Source organism: Chitinophaga silvisoli, assembly GCF_003412465.1.
GTDB lineage: Bacteria > Bacteroidota > Bacteroidia > Chitinophagales > Chitinophagaceae > Chitinophaga > Chitinophaga silvisoli.
The window spans coordinates 110,232-127,841 of sequence record NZ_QTJV01000007.1 but is presented as its reverse complement, the minus strand read 5'-3'; the positions used below and the strand labels follow the sequence as shown (position 1 = coordinate 127,841).

The window sequence follows — 17,610 nt, the reverse complement described above, 5'->3', positions numbered from 1 at the left end:
ATCGAAAAAACTGCTTGTATGTTATGTTTAGGTTAACTACAAGGGAAACTCGTCTGAAAACCTTTGTCCTCTTTGCATAGCTGCAATTTCCACAGGTGTGCATAAGCACGATTCCAGTTCAATCGTGATCAGTTCCCTGTTCATGTCCTTGCCAATGATCACCAGTTCATTGTACCTGTCTCCAAAATTTTTATCCCATCGGGCTTCTATTTCTTCTTTGTAATCTAAGAAGCTGGCATAGCGGATGCGATCTTTATAGGGCATGCTGCACCACCATACACCGGCTTTTTCCGCACGCAGACTCCCCCCGGCCTGGCTCCAGTTAATCGCCTCATCGGGTCTGCTGGCGAGCCAGAAAAGTCCTTTGCTGCGGATGATATTGGAATGCCATTCATTGTTCAGGTAATCCCAGAAGCGTGCCGGGTGAAAAGGTTCGCGGCTGCGGAATACGAAACTACTGATACCATATTCTTCTGTCTCCGGGGTATGATAATCTCTGTTGAGTTCTTCGATCCAGCCGGCTTGCTGACTGGTAGTATCGAAATCGAATAAGTGGGTATTTAATATTTCTGCAGGTGCAATTTTACCAAAAGTGCTGGTAATGATCTTTGCACCGGGATTGAGTTTATGGATCATGGCTTTGAGAGTGCCCAGCATCTCAGGTGTGATCAGGTCTGTCTTATTTAATATAATCACATTTGCAAATTCCAGTTGATCAGTGAGCAGGTTTACCACGGTCCGCTCCTCATGCACGCGGGTACTACCGTAGTCCTGGAGAAAATTAAAGGCATCTACAACTGTCACTAAGGTATCGAGCCGGGACAATTCATCCAGGGTACCATAAGTAAAAGTCTGTGCTACAGGCAGGGGCTCGCTGATACCAGAGCTTTCTATTAATAAATAGTCGAAGCGCTTTTCTTTGGCGAGTTTCTCTACTTCAATCAGCAGGTCTTCGCGCAGGGTGCAGCAGATGCAACCATTGCTCATCTCTACCAGCTTCTCTTCCGTTCTGTTGAGGGTATTTTCATTTTTTACAAGTTGGGCATCTATGTTCACCTCACTCATGTCGTTGACAATAACGGCCACTTTCAGGCCTTCTTTATTATGCAGGATATGATTGAGCAAAGAAGTCTTACCGGCACCCAGGAATCCACTGAGTACCGTTACAGGCAAACGGTCTGTCATTACGATATGTATTGTTTGCTGCAAATATATGCAACTTTGTTGCATATAGTGTAATAAGCCAAAGATTTTGTAACTTCTATAGAAAATCCTTTGTTATGAAACCCATCTACCCTATTCTGTGCCTGATGGCACTGACAGCCTGTTCCAGGAAGGATTCCCTCCCCATTATTACCAACTCCAATCCTGACACCATCATACCCCGATCGGCTATTAATGATTTTATAGAGGAACGCCTCCGGGAAGAAGATCACTTCGACTGGGCAATGGCGAATGACAGTATGGTCTGGAGTGCATTGATCCAGTCGGACAGCGTGTTGAGTATTGGTTATACCAGCGGCGAAAAAGAGAAAGTATTACAAGTGGTACAAGCGAATGAAGGTGCACTCATTTATCCTTTTAAAGAAGGAAAATTACCTTTTGTGAATCTCAAAGTAGGCAACTTTGCCACCATCAAAGCGCTACGGGCAGCAGCCTTTGTGCGCTATGCAGACCCTATTGGCTATGGTGCCTATAGCGGGGAAAACGCAAGGCCTGCGAGTAGTTTACTGAATTTTGGTTGCGGCAGCAATACGGCGCAGACAACCCTCGCAGCCGGCACTGACTATGTAGCCATTACCCCGGCAGCCAAACAATCCTGGAATTATACCTATCATCATATCCCGGAGGCCTGGCAGTTATCTACCGGTGCGAACATCAAAGTGATGATCATCGATACGGGCATCAGTGATGCGCAGGAGAATTTAGGATCGGCATTTAACCAGGGTTACTCTTCGGGTAGAACGATTACCCGTGCCGTCACTTATTCAGGCGGATCGCTGAATGACGATTGTGGCCATGGCACCAGCATGGCAGGTACACTCGCAGGACCGCGTGGTACGGATGGCAATACGGCAGGTATTGCGTACAACTGTAACCTGCTCATGGTCCATGCGGCGGAGAACGTGGTGATCCTCTCTTCAAAATCAGTAAACGGAGTAACGGATGCGTATGTACTGGGTGGCGATGATCCGGAGGTAAAGATTATCAGTATGAGCCTGGGCACTATCTTCAGCTACGGACAGATCAAGGATGCCATTGCCTATGCAGATAGCAAACAAAAGTTGATGTTCTGTGCAGCGGGTACTTCCTTTTCTTTCTTTGCAGGCTTTGTAGGCGTGATCTTCCCGGCCAATCAACCACAGGTGCATGCGGTGACAGGTGTGAAGGATAACCTTACTACACGCTGCGATGACTGCCATGTAGGTAGTAAGGTAGATTTTACGATCGTGATGGAAAAAGCCGGTACCGGGTTACACCCACTGAGCATTGCCATGAGTGGGGATGTCCCTTCTACAGTGGGCGGATCATCAGTGGCCACTGCAAGTTGTGCCGGTATTGCAGCGCTGATCTGGAGTAAGCACCCGGAATATCCCCGGGATAGCATAATCAGCAAGATGCGCAGAGCGGCCTCCTACCCTGTCAACCGCAATAGTTCTTTTGGCTGGGGTGTCGTGAATGCGGCAGCTGCCTTATCGCTTTAGGAAGCGGTTATTCAGGATGCGCTGGAGAGTTTCTTCCTTTTGATATTTTGAAACAGGGATCTGGAAAGCACCTACATACAGGGTATTCCCTTCGATACTATTGATCTTGTCGATGGCCACCAGGTAAGACTTATGAGGTTGTACAAAGGATGTTGCAGGCAGGTGCTCCTGCAGCATCTTTAAGGTAAGATGGGTGATAATTTTCCTGCCAGGGATATGAATGGCGACATAATTCTCCATCGCCTCTACAAAGAGGATGTCATTGACACTGATTTTTTCCAGCCTGCTATCTACTTTTACAAAAAAGTAGTCATTGCCTCCCTGTTGCTGCTGGAAATAATCGTGGATTTTATTGGCAGTTTTGAGGAATCTTTCGAAAGAGATGGGTTTTAATAAATAATCCAGTACTTCCAGCTCATACCCGTGAACCGCGTATTTTTCATAGGCAGTTGTAAAGACCACTTTTGGAGGCTTTGATAAGTTCTTCAATAGCTCTATTCCAGTCATATAAGGCATTTCAATATCTAAAAACAGCACATCTACCGCCTGCTTTCTGAGCAGGGAGTTCAGTTCTACGGCATTTTCGCACATGCCCTTCAGTTCCAGGAAATCTATCTTTTCTATGTACCCCTGCAATCCTTTTCTTGCAAATGGTTCGTCGTCGGTTACAATACAGGATATTTTCATAATAATTCGAGTCTCACTTTAAATTGGGTGGCTGATGGTTCAATTTGCAAAGTATGCCTGGCCGGGTATAATAATTCGAGCCGTCTTTGCAGGTTTTCAAGGCCAATTCCGCCGGTTCCTTGTATTTCCGGAGGAATATCATTCTCGGCTTCAAATATGATCCTGTCGCCTTTTAAAATGGCATTTATGCGCAGGTGATAATTTCCGCCTACATACTTAAACGCATTTTCTACCAGGGGGAAGAACAATAAGGGGTAAATGGTTTGTGCCTGGAGTGCCGGATCGAAATGTACCTGGAGCGATAATTTCTCTGACGCGCGTAGTTGCTGCAGACTGATAAAGCTCTCCAGGTAATCCAGTTCCTGTCTGACAGGCACGGTTTGCTGCTGGTCGTACAATTGGTACCGGATCAATGATGAAAACAATTCCACGCTTTTCTTGGCAGCGCTTACATCTTCATCCATCTGGAAGTAAATGGTGTTGAGCGCGTTGAACAGGAAATGCGGGTGCAGCTGGGCTTTCAGGAATTTTAATTCCGCCTGCAGCTGGTCGTTCATGACCTTTTCGAGTTTGAGCCGGTTATCTACATAAGCCTGCAGGAAGGTATTACTTCTTCGCAGGCCATAGTAGATATATCCATAGAGCAAAGGTATGACATTCACATCTGCAAAATCGAACCACTGCAGTCCGTCGTCCGTAAAGATCGGGATGGGCAGGATCAGGACATTCTGCATAAAAAGCATGAACAGGGTCACTACGCCCAGTTCCTTCAGGATCCGCTTTCTGGTGAATTCATCCGCCCAGTGGGTATCAAAGTACCTGAACAGGTAGTCCTGCCCGATGACAAATAACCAGCCGGCGATGAGACAGATCCCGATTTCCATGCTGTTCAGTTGCCAGCTGCGTTCCCAGAACTTCATACCGGTCACAGTATCCAGCAGTAAGCGGATGGTGAAGTAAGTGACCAGGCCATAGATACTTCCGTCCAAAAATACCCGTTTCGATTTCATCATCCTTCACTTTCGGTTTTAGGGGGAGAATTTACGATTCTTTTCATTCCAAACAGCCATCTTGTGATGTTGTACGGTCTGATAAAATGGTGAAAGACTGCCATACAGATAGCCAGGGTCACCAGCACTATGAAGATATACTTCATCGCTACCTCATCCGGTGCTTTTACGACATAATACGCCAGGATGACGATGACGGTCTGATGCAGGATATAAAAGGGATATACGGCTTCGTTGAGGTACCTGAGTGCAGGATGGGGCCTGTTGAGGTTTTTTTTTCCATATCCGATGCAGGTAAGGACCCAGGCCCAGCCGCAGAGCGATTTCATGGCCATGAATGCATAGGTACGATAGTCATGCTGCCAGTCGGGCAATACATCCCATGGGCTCAGGTCATTCCAGCGTACGGCATTGATGGCAACCAGGGATAAGAATGCAATGATAAAAGTAGTTTTCCTGTTTCGTTCCAGGCTGTCCATCAATGCCGGATTCGCGATGCACAGGAAGCCGGGAATCAAAAACAGCAGCCAGTAGGCCATGTAAGCCCAGTCGCCCCAGAAAGTATTTGATTCGGGGTATTGCAGGGTAAAAGCGGTATACACAATAATCCCGGGGAGGGTAAGCAGGTAGATCCGCTTGCCTTTACTCAGCCAGGCAAGTTTTCCCCTGAAATTTGTTCCTTTTGTTGAAACAATCCAGGCGAACAAAGGTGCGCAAATGATGTCATACAAAACCAGGTATAAAATGAACCACAGGTGATGCCAGCTCAGGTTTCCTTTTGGGTAAGGGCCGGTGGCAAACATGTCGGTATAGAAGCGTAGGTAAGACCCGTGGTATCCCTGGGTGAGTCTTTCCATGTAGACTTGTGGGGGTACAATTACCAGCATTCCAAAGATCAATGGGATAAATAACTTGGTCATTCTTAGCTTAATAAACCCGCCTGCATTGCGGCTTTGCAGCATGTAATAACTGACGGTTCCTGAGATGAAAAATAGCAGGGGCATCCGGAACATATGCAGCCATTGGTTCATTTCTAAGAGGATATTGCTGGTTTCCTTGTTCCGGATGTGCCAATCGAGGTCGGTAGCGAAAGGCATGGCGGAGTGGAAGATAAGAACGCCGAAGATGGCAAGGATTCGGAGCCAGTCTAACCATGCCTGGCGCGGAGTTGATTGCATAATTTTCAATTTATACAGCCAAATTAAGGCGGTTCCACAGGGGGCTAAAATAAGTTTGACCTAAGGACAGTTTTGGCGGGTCTGAGGACATTATTATAAATTTTACAGCACTCGCCTACTGTCACAAATTGTTTAGGGTCTTTCCCATTGATTTCACTTATCCTTTGCAGCAGGTACGGGGAAGCACGTTCCTTGCACCCGGTGCCTTCCTTTTTTTAGAAAAGAACAATCATTACCTCATTCATAATATTCACCCAATTAATTTACTTATTCGTAAATAATTAACAATTATGTAAATTATATTACACTTAACAAACACAACAAATGCTTAGGCCCGGGAGAAGCTAAAAGCCTCTCTGTCATCTCTTAATTTTTCACCGAAACTGATGATTGGGAAACAGGTATTTATTTATTAAATTTATATAATGTCGACTAAAATAGCCGCTATGATTATTTAGTGAAAGTTACCTCGAAATAATTGCTTATATTAATAGCATAACCCTATATTATGGCTCATGAAAAATAAAAATACTGATGGTGGGCGTACTTCCTCTATGGCTGCAGCAAATAACCACCGTTCTTCAGGGATCTCTCAGCCTGCAGTCGATTCATTTCAAAAAACAGCATTAGATAAAGAAAGGGAAATAGAACCATTCTCCATACCTGATGTAAATGGAAAGGAGCCGTTTCACCTGAAGCCCGTTATGAAGCCGGGAGGCACTGAAAATAAGATGCAGGCACCCATGCCCCTGCCAGTACTGCAACGAAAACCCATGTCTAAAACGACAATTTTTGAGGACCAGGTAAAATGGATCGTCGTTCAGGGTATAGCCAGGATATATTCAGGTAAGGGAAATGTGGGTAGTGAGGCAGGTAAAAAATTGGCTGAAAAGCTTGATACTTTAAGGCTGATCGATATCAGTAAATTAAAAGATTCATATAGAAATGTCAAAGAGGCGCAGATACAATTACTAAGAGTGGAAAAAGACGGCTTGCTGGCAGGGATCACGCAGGATGCGCTTAATGAAAATAACCTGATACTGGAGGCGGCTACAGCAGCGGAGGTATCAAAGGCTAAATGGGAGTTGTACAAAACATCTATTGATGACAAGGACCATAAGGCGACAGGCCTGGAAGGGGAAGCGCAACATGATAGCCAGAAAAAGGTTCAGACAGCCATCGAATGGGCCCCAACAGTACACGGGCAAGGGAAAAGTGTTACCGCCAAAGTACTTGCGTCCGATCATCCGCTTGGATCTGTATCCGACAATAAAGCGATCAATAAGAGTGTTCAAACCCTAAGTACGGCAGCTGGCAACCAGGATTATATTGCGGGTCATTTATTGAACCACAAACTTGGAGGACCTGGTAATGATGCCAGGAACCTGACTGCTATTCCTGGTGATGTAAACAGTGAGATGGCGAATAAGGTAGAAGATAACGTAGTGGAGTGGGTCAACAAGGAGCATCAGATCGTTTATTATAAAACGGAAGTGGATTATGACAATGATGCTGGCAAGGATTACGCATCTATGGTAAAAATTACATTCGGCAGTTATAAAGAGTCAACTGATTTTTCAAATCCTAACCCTGACAATGACCTGGAGAATAAGCACATTTTTGAATTACCTATTAATAAACCATCCCAGTATTTATCAACAAATTCCGGGTATATCCGTGATGATAATAGCTTATCTCCTGGCTATAAAGATATAAGTGGTAAAGCTTATTCATGGGCAGGCGTAAAAAAGGTAGATACGTCCGCCAAGCTTAAATTTGATAAGGAAAAAGATGTTGTGCTGAATACAGAAGCACATATAAAAATTGAATTTATCGCGGCGGCAATTTATTCCTTGCCCATCAGCAAACTACAAAAGCAGGTTGAGGAGATTACAAAGGAAAAAACAGAAGCAGGTAAGCAACTGGAATTGTTGACAGACAAGAATAAAGAGCTTGTAGAAGAACAACGAAAGCTGAGTGTGCTTAAATTCCAGCTGGATTCTCTCCAGTACCAATATGACAACGAAGTAGAAGAACTGAAAAGAGCAGAAGCCTACTCCGAATCGCTGGAGAAGGAAAAAAGTGAAATGCATGAAACGATCGTTCGATTGGAGAAGACAATTGATAGTCAGAATGAGTTGGCAGTTAATCTAACAGAACAGCTGGAGGAATACAAATACAAAGCCAGGCAACGGGCAGAAAATCTGGGGTTTGAACTTGGCTTTTTTGATGGTTTGAATGGAAAGGAGGCCAATTCAGAGGAGTGGATTGCCAAGAGAAGAGTATCTCTGGGCAGTACCGCACCATTTAGGAACGGGTATAGCAGGGGGCTTGAAAATGGGAAGTTAACGAGAGAAAAAAATGAGGAAAATGAACAGCTTAAAGAGAGAATCAAATCCCTGGAAGAAAAAAATAAGGCGATCACCGAGGAATTGGAGCGATTAAGGCCGAAGGAGCAAGCCCCTGAAGTTGAATCAAAGACACTGCATGTGCTGCCTGACAACATAGAACCTACCCTTGGTATTCCATCGCCTGTAGATGAAGAGCAGGAGAAAGACCCTGATGTTGATGAAGAGGAAATTGTTTCATCATCGGAAAAGACATCGAACATTGATTGGGATCCTAGCCAGATATCGGATAGTGACAAGGAGGTAACCGATGACAAGGAGCAGCAGATTAAGAAACTATTTTCGCCTGCCAGGGATTGGGTTGTGAGCCGGCAGGACCAGAATTTTAATAAATTATTATCGGAGCAGGATTTGAGAAAATATCAAGGTTTGGCGATAATGATCCATCTGGATATAATTAGTCCCAGTGAGGCTTATAAGGCTTATCCCCATGTCAAAACATACAATAACTTGTTTACCAAAGCGAAGAAATGCGAAAACCATTTTAATCTTTTCAAAGGAAAATTCGGGGAAAAATGAGAATGGAAAAACATTGTTCATGTTGTGGTCGTTTAAAAAAATTAGAACGCAAGTAATTTTTATTCTGTTCTTAATGCTTTTATTGGGTTCATCACGCTGCAAGCTTAATTCCAAGAGGTGAATTAGTCAAAAGAAATTGAATGAAAAATTCATTCCCTTGCTAGAAAACCAAGCCTTACATTCTTCTAGCCAATCATTATTTGATACTAGAAAAATCTTCCTCTTTAGCAGGACACCTATACCCCCCATCTTCCAGGTAATGCTTACGCAAATAATTATTATTTTCAACCATAAATAACGTAATAGTGAGTACTTATGATTACCGAAGAGAAGTCCTCAATAACAAGTAATTGTATCCCCTCTTTCAATTATAATATTGGTAATGTCATTTGATGGTGCATAACTGTCAGGTAGCCTAATACCCAACATTTTACTCGTTAAGTATTCTATATATGTTTTTTCACTTTTACTTATACTAAGTAACTTTCCCGCATTTAAACCAATATGAAATTGTAAGTCATCTGGAATTAATATTTGAGGATACTTTTTCAAATAAAAAGAGTAATAACTCGGCCATATCCAAATCCCATCTGTATAAATAACATTAGGGCCGATTAATTCCCCACCTTCATCGTATAAATTGGATATATAACGAACTATCGAAACTCCACTTTCTAAATAATTACAAATTTCAGATAACTTTTCTTTATCAAGAAAACTATCAGAAAAAAGAGAACTTATTTCTCGAGAGCATGCAATATGTGGATCATGAATTTGCAAAAAACCGACAGCATTCATATTTTATATTAAGGATTAAATACTTAAAAAAAACTGCTTAAACTATTGGATTACCTAACTGAAACCAAGAACCCGGATATCCTACAAAGATCGGCCTTGTAGGTTTTCTAAATCACTTTCCTGCATTTTAATGGTAATAAATTTAACGGAGTAATGAAAGCAAACATTACAACCTAAAGGGAAGTACTATAAACGTATTATCTGAATCCTTCTGAGTAGGAAAAACAAAACGGTAGTAATCCTCATATTCGCTCCCTCCTACTGCGGTAATGACTTTCTCTTTGAACATCAAGTTCACTTTATCATTAAATTTAAACTCATTGGGCATAAGCCTATATTCCAGGTAAATTCGAAGATAGTTAAGGAACCCACTTTCACTATCTGCAATGTATGTATACCTCCCCTGCATATCATCAAACAATATCACCTTGCAATTAACCAAATCAACACTCATATAAAAACGTTCATTATCACGTCCAAACAATACAAGCCGATCCTTTAAACAAAATGGTTTAATAAAGTAAAATTGAACTAATACCTGGGGCACTTCCGATAAATTGCTATTTTCCAACAATTCCGCAAACATTCCCCATTTTGAATTCCCTTCCTTAGACGGCCTCTGATACCGAATCAGTGTATCAGGAAAATCCTCCTTATCCGGAGGCTCAAGAGAATCAAATATTGCCCTTAGCTGGGAAAATATTGCATATTGATAAATAGAAATAAACTCTTTTATAGCTAGCGCTTCCATCTATTGTAATTTATTTGTAAACGTGTTATGTACTTTATTCGCAGGCACATTCTCAGGTTTCACCATTTCAATGACATTTACTGGTGAAAAGCCTTTTTCCCCATTTTGTTGGAAAAAAATTACGGCATGGGTAACTGTCTTGTTAAGTTTTGCGGATGCCGCTGAAGCATCCTGATAATAAGCATTCCAACCGTCTACCACGAAGGTCGCGGGATCAGCCTTTGAAAGGTTGAAAAACTGAAGATTTGCCATCTCACTTTCCGATGCATAATAAATCCCAACAGTTCCTGGTCTCATTGACCCGGTTCTGGAATTATTTCCAATGGCAAAACGGACCACTTGTTGATAATCACTCTGACCAAGTCCTGCCTTCGCCATCATCAATTCATCTTCATGCCATTTTGCATCTGTGAATTAGGAGCAGTTGGTGCAATGAAGTATATAGGTGTGTTATTTTATTCTAATTGATCAATTGAAGATAATTAGCAAGAGAATAATAAACGGCAGCACCATATGCCCACAGGAAGAGATTATCGATAAGCCAACTAATACAGTTTTTTTTTACATTTAGACAACCATCGAATTTAACATACGACTACACCATAACTTAATATAAAGCATTAACGAACCACACAAGACTAAATATTAATTTCATGAGGTAAATTCCAGAAATAATCCAAATCCTCTTTGTAAGTATTCCTGGTGAGTATGCTTCCATTATATAACTCCCGAATAGTAAAATTCTTTTGCCAAAGAAAATCTAGTACCATAACTAACTCTTCTTTAATCTGAAACAACTTATTTATATCTTGACCACTAACAGTTATTCCAACACCATCAAATGTTTGCAAACCTGTTGAAATCACTGGAAAAATACTAATAACCTTTCTTGGAAATTCACTTAATGAAACCAAAACTTCATTAATATCTGTTGTATCATCAAGATCTGCAATAATGTTAAACATTGCCATATTTAAGATTTAAATACAATAAAAAATCGCTGTTTCCCTAATAGACTCCTTAATGACTCTTTCATTTTCTTTTCAAATGCTCTAAAATCAACTTTACTAACCAATTGACCTCTAATATCAAATAGTACAGTAATTAGTGTTCCTTTAGGAACCTCTTGAAATGCCCATAAAACCTGACTAAGAGCATACCGAAAGATATCATCCAAATCATTTTGTTGAAATGAAACATTTAAAATTATTGTTGCATTCCGGGTAATATTACTATAATGATCTAAATAAGGAGGACCCCAGTTTAATGAATAAACGTTTGAGAATTCTAATTTCATATTTTAATTAGTTTTAAATTCAATTGTCACACCAGGAGTCCTGGTTTGAGTCAAAACCTGGCTTCTAAAATACATCTGTTGTATTTTTTTTACAAATTGCCCACGTACATCCACTATAATATGTTGTGTACTCCCTGCAGGTAGGTGGGTTTGACGTTGCCTAATTTGTTTAACCAATCCATTTATAGAAGACCTACTTGCTCCCGTTACTTTGAATGTAAAGTTTTTAACTTCAGTAGCCTGGAGGGTTTTAAAATTGTACGACTCCGGCTTAACATGTCCTTTGGTATTTGAATTAATTAAATTCCCACTTTTAAATTTGGGTTGGATTTCGTCAAATGATCCACACTCAAAAACCTCCCCACTCTCCCATCATACACCCTCATCCCATAATCCTGCTCATCCCTTCCCCCTTCACCTCATTATCATTCTCCTTCCCATTAAACCCATACCGATCCCCACTCAACGCATACCTCCTATCCACCATCCCCATCCCCAAAGGATAATAATCCCCCGCACTCAACACCTCCGGAATAGTTTCCATCCTTTACATCTGCATCATTTGGATAAATGTCTTCTTGATATTATGCTTAAATGGGTTTAAATTCAAAAAGCCGATTAGGTTTGGGGGGGCCGTTACCCAAACCTAATCGACTTTTTAATCTAGTAATTTCCACTTTATATTAACATAGGCAATATTAAAAACCATATAACTAAATCCTCATAAATTGACTTTACTCATCACTCTTCCTGAGTGGGAATTTCTGGGTCCGTAAATTCACTTAAATACCAATCCAAATAAGCTTTTACATCCTTTAGCCTCATTGGAACTTCCAATTCAGCAAAAGATAAACAAATTTGCATATTTTACAACACTCTCTCCCCTTAGTATTCTCCAAACATCGTCGCTGAAAACTCGCATCACTAAAATAATAAAGTGGGTCATTTACATTAATTACAAAGGCTGAAAATGAATAGGTCTCATTTTCGCTTTCTATTTCAAGATTACAAATAGGACAGCTTGTTGTGCCCAGGAGCGTCGGTACTACTTGGTGGAGCAGAAGTAGAATGGATCCAATAAAATAAACAACTTGGTTAAATCAAGTTGTTACTGGATAACATTTCTCATAAATAATAAATCCCTGATCTGATTGATCAGGGATTTATTATTTATGAGAAGTAAACTTTAAAAAATTGTTTCATATAGTTTGCCAAGTCTTGAACATCGCTTATGACACTGTCTATTATATCATTATACTCCATCTCAGTCCAAATTGTTAAGTAGTCCCCTTTCTTAGTTAACCTCTTCTCCAAAAAAAAGGAAGCAAATATTTCAGGCAATAAGATATAATTAAACACATCTTCATTTGATACAACTACCAATTTCCATCTTATTTTCCCTTGATAATTACTAATAACCTCCTCCAACTTGAGATAAAGCTGATCCCCCTTTTTAATATCTTTAAATCTAAATCTTAAAAAAGGGATTCTCGCATATTTATTATCCAATGGCCACATACTCACTAAAGCTGTTTCAATTGGCCTTATTTGGGACAATGTTTCAAAAATTATTCTGTTATTTCTTATTTCGTTCATTTAACGTATGATTTTAACATCCAGTCCTCCTGGATTCAGTTTATAATACTCGCCTAAATAATCAGCGGTCTTAATTGGTTTATCTCCATACATAGGATCATAAATGCAACCCCGGTTTTCAAACACTTGATAATATTGCACTTCAACGCGTTCTCCATACTCAATACCATTCATCCACTTTCCTGATTTCGGGGTAATTTCTAGTATATTTCCGCCAGAAGTATTTCGAAAAATATCACTTGCAAGGTCTGAGCAATCCATCATATAATCATCTCCTTTACCCGCATAATGAGATAACCTTCCTGCTGCTTTCGAATCAACAGTTCCACCCTTCCCATATGAAGCTCCTTCCATTAACAATAAGAGACCCGCAGCCGTCTGGATATTATCAGCAACTTTAAGTCCTACGGAATGAAGCCTAAGCCCTCCATATGCTTTAGGATCTTTCGCCTCCAAATAATCTGTTAATAATGGGGTCGTTAATTTAGCCAAAGAAGTAAAATCCTCATCATTTCGCTCCATAAAAGGTAATACCCCTTGAGACTTTGTTACACCTGTACCTCTAAGAAACCCACCTTGACCATTTGGGCCATCTCCTCTTGGATAGAATTCCGTGTTAGAGGTTACTGTATTATCATAGATATCAGTAGGAGGGCCTTGATACATATTGGAAAGACCATGCTGCCGCATCGCAGTTAACCGGTTGAGCTGATCGTAGCGATAAGAATACCCTACCGGGTTGTCTGAGTTAATTTTTGAGAGGGCTAAAGTGGTGCGACTAATATTGGCATTGTACAGGTTGCGACCCATGATAGCTCCAGTGAGGGTTGACTAGGTTAAGGGATCACCCTGTCCTGTGCATCATATTTTGTATAACTATACCTACCACTTGCGGCATCATTCCCACGTGCCTGTTGCTCTGAAATTTTCGAGAATTGACTTCATTGTATTCTAATAATATTGTTGCTTTTGAATTAACCATGCAAAATTCTATAAATGGGAACGAAGACGTTATTCGTTTCCAGTGCAGAACAACAAAATTATGATCTATTTAAATCTGATCAAATCAAGGTATATTTAAAACGAAATCTATTATTATTGTTATTTTAAAAGGAATAATCAATTGGGTCTGATTCGATCGTTGTTAGTTCATTATTGACAAGTTTTTTCAAGTACTCAAGAACCTTTATAATTCTGCTAATATCAAGATTAACATCAGCAATTTCAAAAGATTTGATAGTTCCATTGTAAAACTTAATGAAATCTGGATCACCAGTACTTTTTTGTAAGGTAACTTTTGTTTCATCTAAAACTTCCATAAACCAATTTCTTTGTTCAACATTAATTAAACATTTGTTCAACTCTAAATCTACAAAACCATAAAAATTACCAATTGCATTTTCTTTAATTAAACTTCTAAATTCAACCGCCCACAAAGGCAAGTCACGCTCTGACATTTTTGTATGCAAAAAACAAAGCGTCAGGGTTAAGATATTATCCCTTATCCAAAACCCTTTACCATTAAAATCGATAAAACTAGTTGCCATATATTTATTACCTCCTATTGTTATTAATCTACTCATATCTTTAGCGTGATTCTTCTTAATATAGTTCATAACTTCATTAACCTGGTCCTTGTTCAAATTCCTTAGATCCACGGCTACAAGATCAACTGTCTTTCTAAAATGAGCTGTAACTGATTTTAAAAAACTTGACATTTTAAAATTACTAAGTGCGTTTCCATTTGCCTTGTAACAGTACCAATTGCCACATCAATTTCCTGCTTAAACTCTTCTGTCCTTTTTAAAATTTTCAAAGTTCTTAACATTCCAGTTATTGTATTCGCAGCGGGAAATGCTTTTGCGAATAGATATGCTCCAGCGCCTTTACCAGGTGATACAACTGCAACAACATTTAATGCTCCAAGTGCGACACCAAATAAATCCTTTATGACACCTTCATCGGTTTGAACTATGACATCACGATTATGTTTACGTATTTGAAATCCTTTGCCTAATATAGCATTATAAAGACTTGCTGGTATTGAATACCCATCTCTCTCCAATAATTTCCTCACAATTTTCCCCTCAAATCGATCTGTTACGGCCCACTCTGCTGCCGTCGCGATTATATTACCGAAACCATCTACAGCATCATCAAAAATACTTTTTGTTGCGAAGGCCATTTAAGCAGTTTTAGTTTCTGCATACAAAGCCAAAGCTCTATATCACAAACTACCCACCTGAGTTATTAGTGAACTTATTCCTAGGGCTGCACCAAAATTATTGGCGACTTCTGCCCCCATTTCAGTTCCAACTGTAAGGGCAGACTCAAGGAATTTAGTTAAATTTCCAGTTGGTGGTATAGTTTGTGAATCATGAACGTAACAAGGTGTTCTCAAAAAAGCTGTTGACAACTGTGTTTGTTTTTGGTGCCGGGAACAATATCCTTAAAATATTATCCGTCATCATATCTGGCATCCTTTGGATTTACCGCCATTATGACAGCCGAATTTCCTGAGAGTTTATTACTCCTTCTTGCCTTTCACTAGTAGTATAATGATATATTATATTTCTTTGGGGGCTTAACCATAGTGCTAGGGTTGCACCAACCTCAGTTTCTGCGCATGTAGCATTAAAAATGTTTGCTTACAATACTTATCAGCAATTATATTTGACAACATACCTTTCATTGCACCTGAAAAGTGTGGCTAAAAAAAGAAAACAATTCCAGACTTTCTATCGCGGGCATAACTAATAAGCAACAACAAATCATTTTTTAAATTGCTACCCAAAAGACTAAATGTGGATTTTTCAATAACCTTTTGAAGATTGAATATATCATTATCATCATCTATTATTGTTGTCTCAAAATCATCAATTAGCTTACCTGTTATTTTATAAAATCTTTCTACTATATCAGAATTCCAGAAATGCTTAAATTTTTCTTCATCGAGATCAAGTTGCTTTCCTGTCAGCGTATGATTTATGTTATTTGAATATTTTCTAATATCATCTTTAGTATCAGTTGCAATAATAATTCGCATGAGTTAATAATTATAATGAGTTAATTCATTATATTCTGCTTGAGAGTTACCTGTTGTTTTCCCATTTACAACTTTATTATTGGGTACATTTCCATTCAAATCTATATAATTTCTCTTGCCTGTAAGCTTAGTGTCAAGAATTCGGAAGTATTTATTCAATGGATCCTGAATAACTTCTATACTCGAGCTCTCACTTTTCCAAATTATTTTACCGGACTTACTTAATTCAAATGTTGCATCTTTTCCCACAAATTTAGTAATCGCTGACTGCAAATCATCAGTCGCCCAATTAGCTTTGTAGCCATTAGCCAACAACTTCAAACTCGCTGGCCTGCAACAAACCATATCGCCATACCTTGATATTCTTTTTTATGAATTCAGTGCTATTGTAGACAGAATCCCCTGCAGATGGGAATCCGGGGTTACCAACTGTAAACTGAATTGCTCTTCCTGAAATTTTGAATATCGTGTTTCCGTTTCCGTTATTATAAAGATATCCGGGAATATCTTTGGTACCATTACGAACAACGATTTCCGCATTTGTAACTTTTATAGAATCTGGTGTTACACGCATAGGAGATTGCGCCATGACCTGCTGTGCGGACACAAGCAGGCATGCAATTAGTAATTGATGTCCCATGTTTATTATTTAAACAATAAAACCCCCTTCTCCTGTTAAGCCGGAGAAAATTATACCCTCTTAAATCATCAATGAAAAAAATGAATACAGAATTGGCTATTCAGTATTTGGTTGGGATGAAAGTTCACACATATAGGTAAATGTTCTACTAGATGAAAGATAATATTTACTACGGGATTAAATAAATTTTGCATTCTGGATTGACGCTCACGAATTAATGCTCACGGAAACGGGATATAACGTCATGGAATAATTAAGGTTACGGTGTAAATATAGAGTAGATAATTTTTTCAGCATATAACACATTGATGTGATAATTCATTTATTACCAGGCAGTTAAATTACATTCTTTTTGAATTGATTAATAAATAGAATGTATAACGTTTCGGATCTTAAAATACTACCGTGTCCACTCCCCTTTCAAAAACCAAAAAAGGTTGCCCCCGATACCAACCGGGGAGCAACCTTATACTTCTACATTTTCAATACATCAAAAAAAACATTCTCATTTCCTGCTAACTGCTCTTTGTACGGGGTAGGGATACAATATGCAAGCCAACAGGATCATACAAAAACTTCATCTCTACAGTAGCTCCGTTTGTTCCTTTGCGGTAACTTCTGAGGTAGCCCCATTCTAATAGTTCCCTCATGTAACGGAAATAATTACTCCTATTGCCAAGATTAGACTCATAACACATCTCAGTAGACGTAATGTGGAGTACCGGGTTATCCTTTTGCTTTCGCCATTTCAACAATAGGTTGATATATAGCATAGCATGATGAGATTTTATGTTTTTATCTGCCATCCTGATTTCCCAGAAAGCAGAGAGTTGTATTTCTAAATTAAAGTGATTGTTCATTAAGATGCGGTATGGTCGTTAATAATTGGATTACTAACAAGACGACCATTGCATCTGATCGAATCATCGATACACCCTGCCGCGGATGCATATGCAATCGGTCGTCACCAAGTGT

At 39.7% G+C, this 17,610-nt stretch carries 20 protein-coding genes; 2 read left to right on the top strand and 18 right to left on the bottom strand.

Going from position 1 to position 17,610, the window contains the following annotated elements:
• Positions 1 to 36: 36 nt before the first annotated feature.
• A complete protein-coding gene (locus DXN04_RS19350; protein WP_116855043.1) occupies positions 37 to 1,185 on the bottom strand; it encodes a GTP-binding protein in 1,149 nt (382 codons plus the stop codon).
• A 95-nt stretch (positions 1,186 to 1,280) separates the two neighbouring features.
• Between DXN04_RS19350 and DXN04_RS19345 the strand changes: the two genes are divergently transcribed.
• Positions 1,281 to 2,705, top strand: coding sequence for a S8 family peptidase (locus DXN04_RS19345; RefSeq protein WP_116855042.1), 1,425 nt, complete (start codon positions 1,281 to 1,283; stop codon positions 2,703 to 2,705).
• Here DXN04_RS19345 and DXN04_RS19340 read toward each other — a convergent pair.
• From DXN04_RS19340 to DXN04_RS19330, 3 genes are read right to left on the bottom strand one after another with little or no spacing between them, the layout of a single operon-like run.
• Positions 2,694 to 3,392: a LytR/AlgR family response regulator transcription factor gene (locus DXN04_RS19340; RefSeq protein ID WP_116855041.1), complete on the bottom strand. Its 699-nt coding sequence runs from the start codon at positions 3,390 to 3,392 to the stop codon at positions 2,694 to 2,696. The two genes, DXN04_RS19345 and DXN04_RS19340, sit on opposite strands and share 12 nt — an antisense overlap.
• The gene (locus DXN04_RS19335; protein ID WP_116855040.1) at positions 3,389 to 4,405 is read right to left on the bottom strand and encodes a sensor histidine kinase; all 1,017 of its coding nucleotides are present in this window, start codon (positions 4,403 to 4,405) and stop codon (positions 3,389 to 3,391) included. Before DXN04_RS19335 ends, DXN04_RS19340 begins: the two co-directional genes overlap by 4 nt.
• Entirely contained in the window at positions 4,402 to 5,580 is a 1,179-nt protein-coding gene (locus DXN04_RS19330) for an acyltransferase family protein (protein ID WP_116855039.1), read from the bottom strand. Before DXN04_RS19330 ends, DXN04_RS19335 begins: the two co-directional genes overlap by 4 nt.
• Positions 5,581 to 6,095: 515 nt before the next feature.
• Between DXN04_RS19330 and DXN04_RS19325 the strand changes: the two genes are divergently transcribed.
• Complete coding sequence (locus DXN04_RS19325) at positions 6,096 to 8,507, top strand: DNA/RNA non-specific endonuclease (RefSeq protein ID WP_116855038.1); 2,412 nt, start codon at positions 6,096 to 6,098, stop codon at positions 8,505 to 8,507.
• A gap of 336 nt (positions 8,508 to 8,843) precedes the next feature.
• Here DXN04_RS19325 and DXN04_RS19320 read toward each other — a convergent pair whose 3' ends face one another.
• From DXN04_RS19320 to DXN04_RS19260, 14 genes are all read right to left on the bottom strand, one after another.
• Positions 8,844 to 9,305, bottom strand: a complete 462-nt coding sequence (locus DXN04_RS19320) for a hypothetical protein (RefSeq protein WP_116855037.1) — start codon at positions 9,303 to 9,305, stop codon at positions 8,844 to 8,846.
• A gap of 166 nt (positions 9,306 to 9,471) precedes the next feature.
• Positions 9,472 to 10,056 (bottom strand): hypothetical protein, encoded by a 585-nt coding sequence (locus tag DXN04_RS19315; protein WP_116855036.1) that lies wholly within the window; start codon positions 10,054 to 10,056, stop codon positions 9,472 to 9,474.
• On the bottom strand, positions 10,057 to 10,437 hold the full coding sequence (locus tag DXN04_RS19310) for a hypothetical protein (protein WP_147319999.1): 381 nt from the start codon (positions 10,435 to 10,437) through the stop codon (positions 10,057 to 10,059). It lies immediately after the preceding gene.
• A gap of 257 nt (positions 10,438 to 10,694) precedes the next feature.
• Positions 10,695 to 11,027 carry a hypothetical protein gene (locus tag DXN04_RS19305; RefSeq protein WP_116855034.1) on the bottom strand — a complete coding sequence of 111 codons (333 nt, stop codon included), beginning with the start codon at positions 11,025 to 11,027 and terminating at the stop codon, positions 10,695 to 10,697.
• Positions 11,028 to 11,029: 2 nt separating this feature from the next.
• Positions 11,030 to 11,353 (bottom strand): hypothetical protein, encoded by a 324-nt coding sequence (locus DXN04_RS19300; RefSeq protein WP_116855033.1) that lies wholly within the window; start codon positions 11,351 to 11,353, stop codon positions 11,030 to 11,032.
• Positions 11,354 to 11,735: 382 nt separating this feature from the next.
• Positions 11,736 to 11,897, bottom strand: coding sequence for a hypothetical protein (locus DXN04_RS34845; RefSeq protein ID WP_158569077.1), 162 nt, complete (start codon positions 11,895 to 11,897; stop codon positions 11,736 to 11,738).
• A 626-nt stretch (positions 11,898 to 12,523) separates the two neighbouring features.
• Positions 12,524 to 12,949, bottom strand: coding sequence for a hypothetical protein (locus DXN04_RS19295; protein WP_147319998.1), 426 nt, complete (start codon positions 12,947 to 12,949; stop codon positions 12,524 to 12,526).
• Complete coding sequence (locus tag DXN04_RS19290) at positions 12,950 to 13,759, bottom strand: hypothetical protein (RefSeq protein WP_147319997.1); 810 nt, start codon at positions 13,757 to 13,759, stop codon at positions 12,950 to 12,952. It lies immediately after the preceding gene.
• 296 nt (positions 13,760 to 14,055) lie between these two features.
• Positions 14,056 to 14,667 (bottom strand): hypothetical protein, encoded by a 612-nt coding sequence (locus tag DXN04_RS19285; protein ID WP_116855030.1) that lies wholly within the window; start codon positions 14,665 to 14,667, stop codon positions 14,056 to 14,058.
• Positions 14,652 to 15,134, bottom strand: coding sequence for a hypothetical protein (locus DXN04_RS19280; protein WP_116855029.1), 483 nt, complete (start codon positions 15,132 to 15,134; stop codon positions 14,652 to 14,654). The genes DXN04_RS19285 and DXN04_RS19280 overlap by 16 nt, the downstream gene beginning before the upstream one ends.
• Before the next feature lie 525 nt (positions 15,135 to 15,659).
• A complete protein-coding gene (locus DXN04_RS19275) occupies positions 15,660 to 15,995 on the bottom strand; it encodes a hypothetical protein (RefSeq protein ID WP_116855028.1) in 336 nt (111 codons plus the stop codon).
• Between the two features lie 3 nt (positions 15,996 to 15,998).
• Complete coding sequence (locus tag DXN04_RS19270) at positions 15,999 to 16,316, bottom strand: hypothetical protein (RefSeq protein WP_147319996.1); 318 nt, start codon at positions 16,314 to 16,316, stop codon at positions 15,999 to 16,001.
• Complete coding sequence (locus DXN04_RS19265) at positions 16,300 to 16,635, bottom strand: hypothetical protein (protein ID WP_116855026.1); 336 nt, start codon at positions 16,633 to 16,635, stop codon at positions 16,300 to 16,302. The genes DXN04_RS19270 and DXN04_RS19265 overlap by 17 nt, the downstream gene beginning before the upstream one ends.
• A gap of 515 nt (positions 16,636 to 17,150) precedes the next feature.
• Positions 17,151 to 17,495, bottom strand: coding sequence for a hypothetical protein (locus tag DXN04_RS19260; RefSeq protein WP_116855025.1), 345 nt, complete (start codon positions 17,493 to 17,495; stop codon positions 17,151 to 17,153).
• Between the last annotated feature and the right edge of the window lie 115 nt (positions 17,496 to 17,610).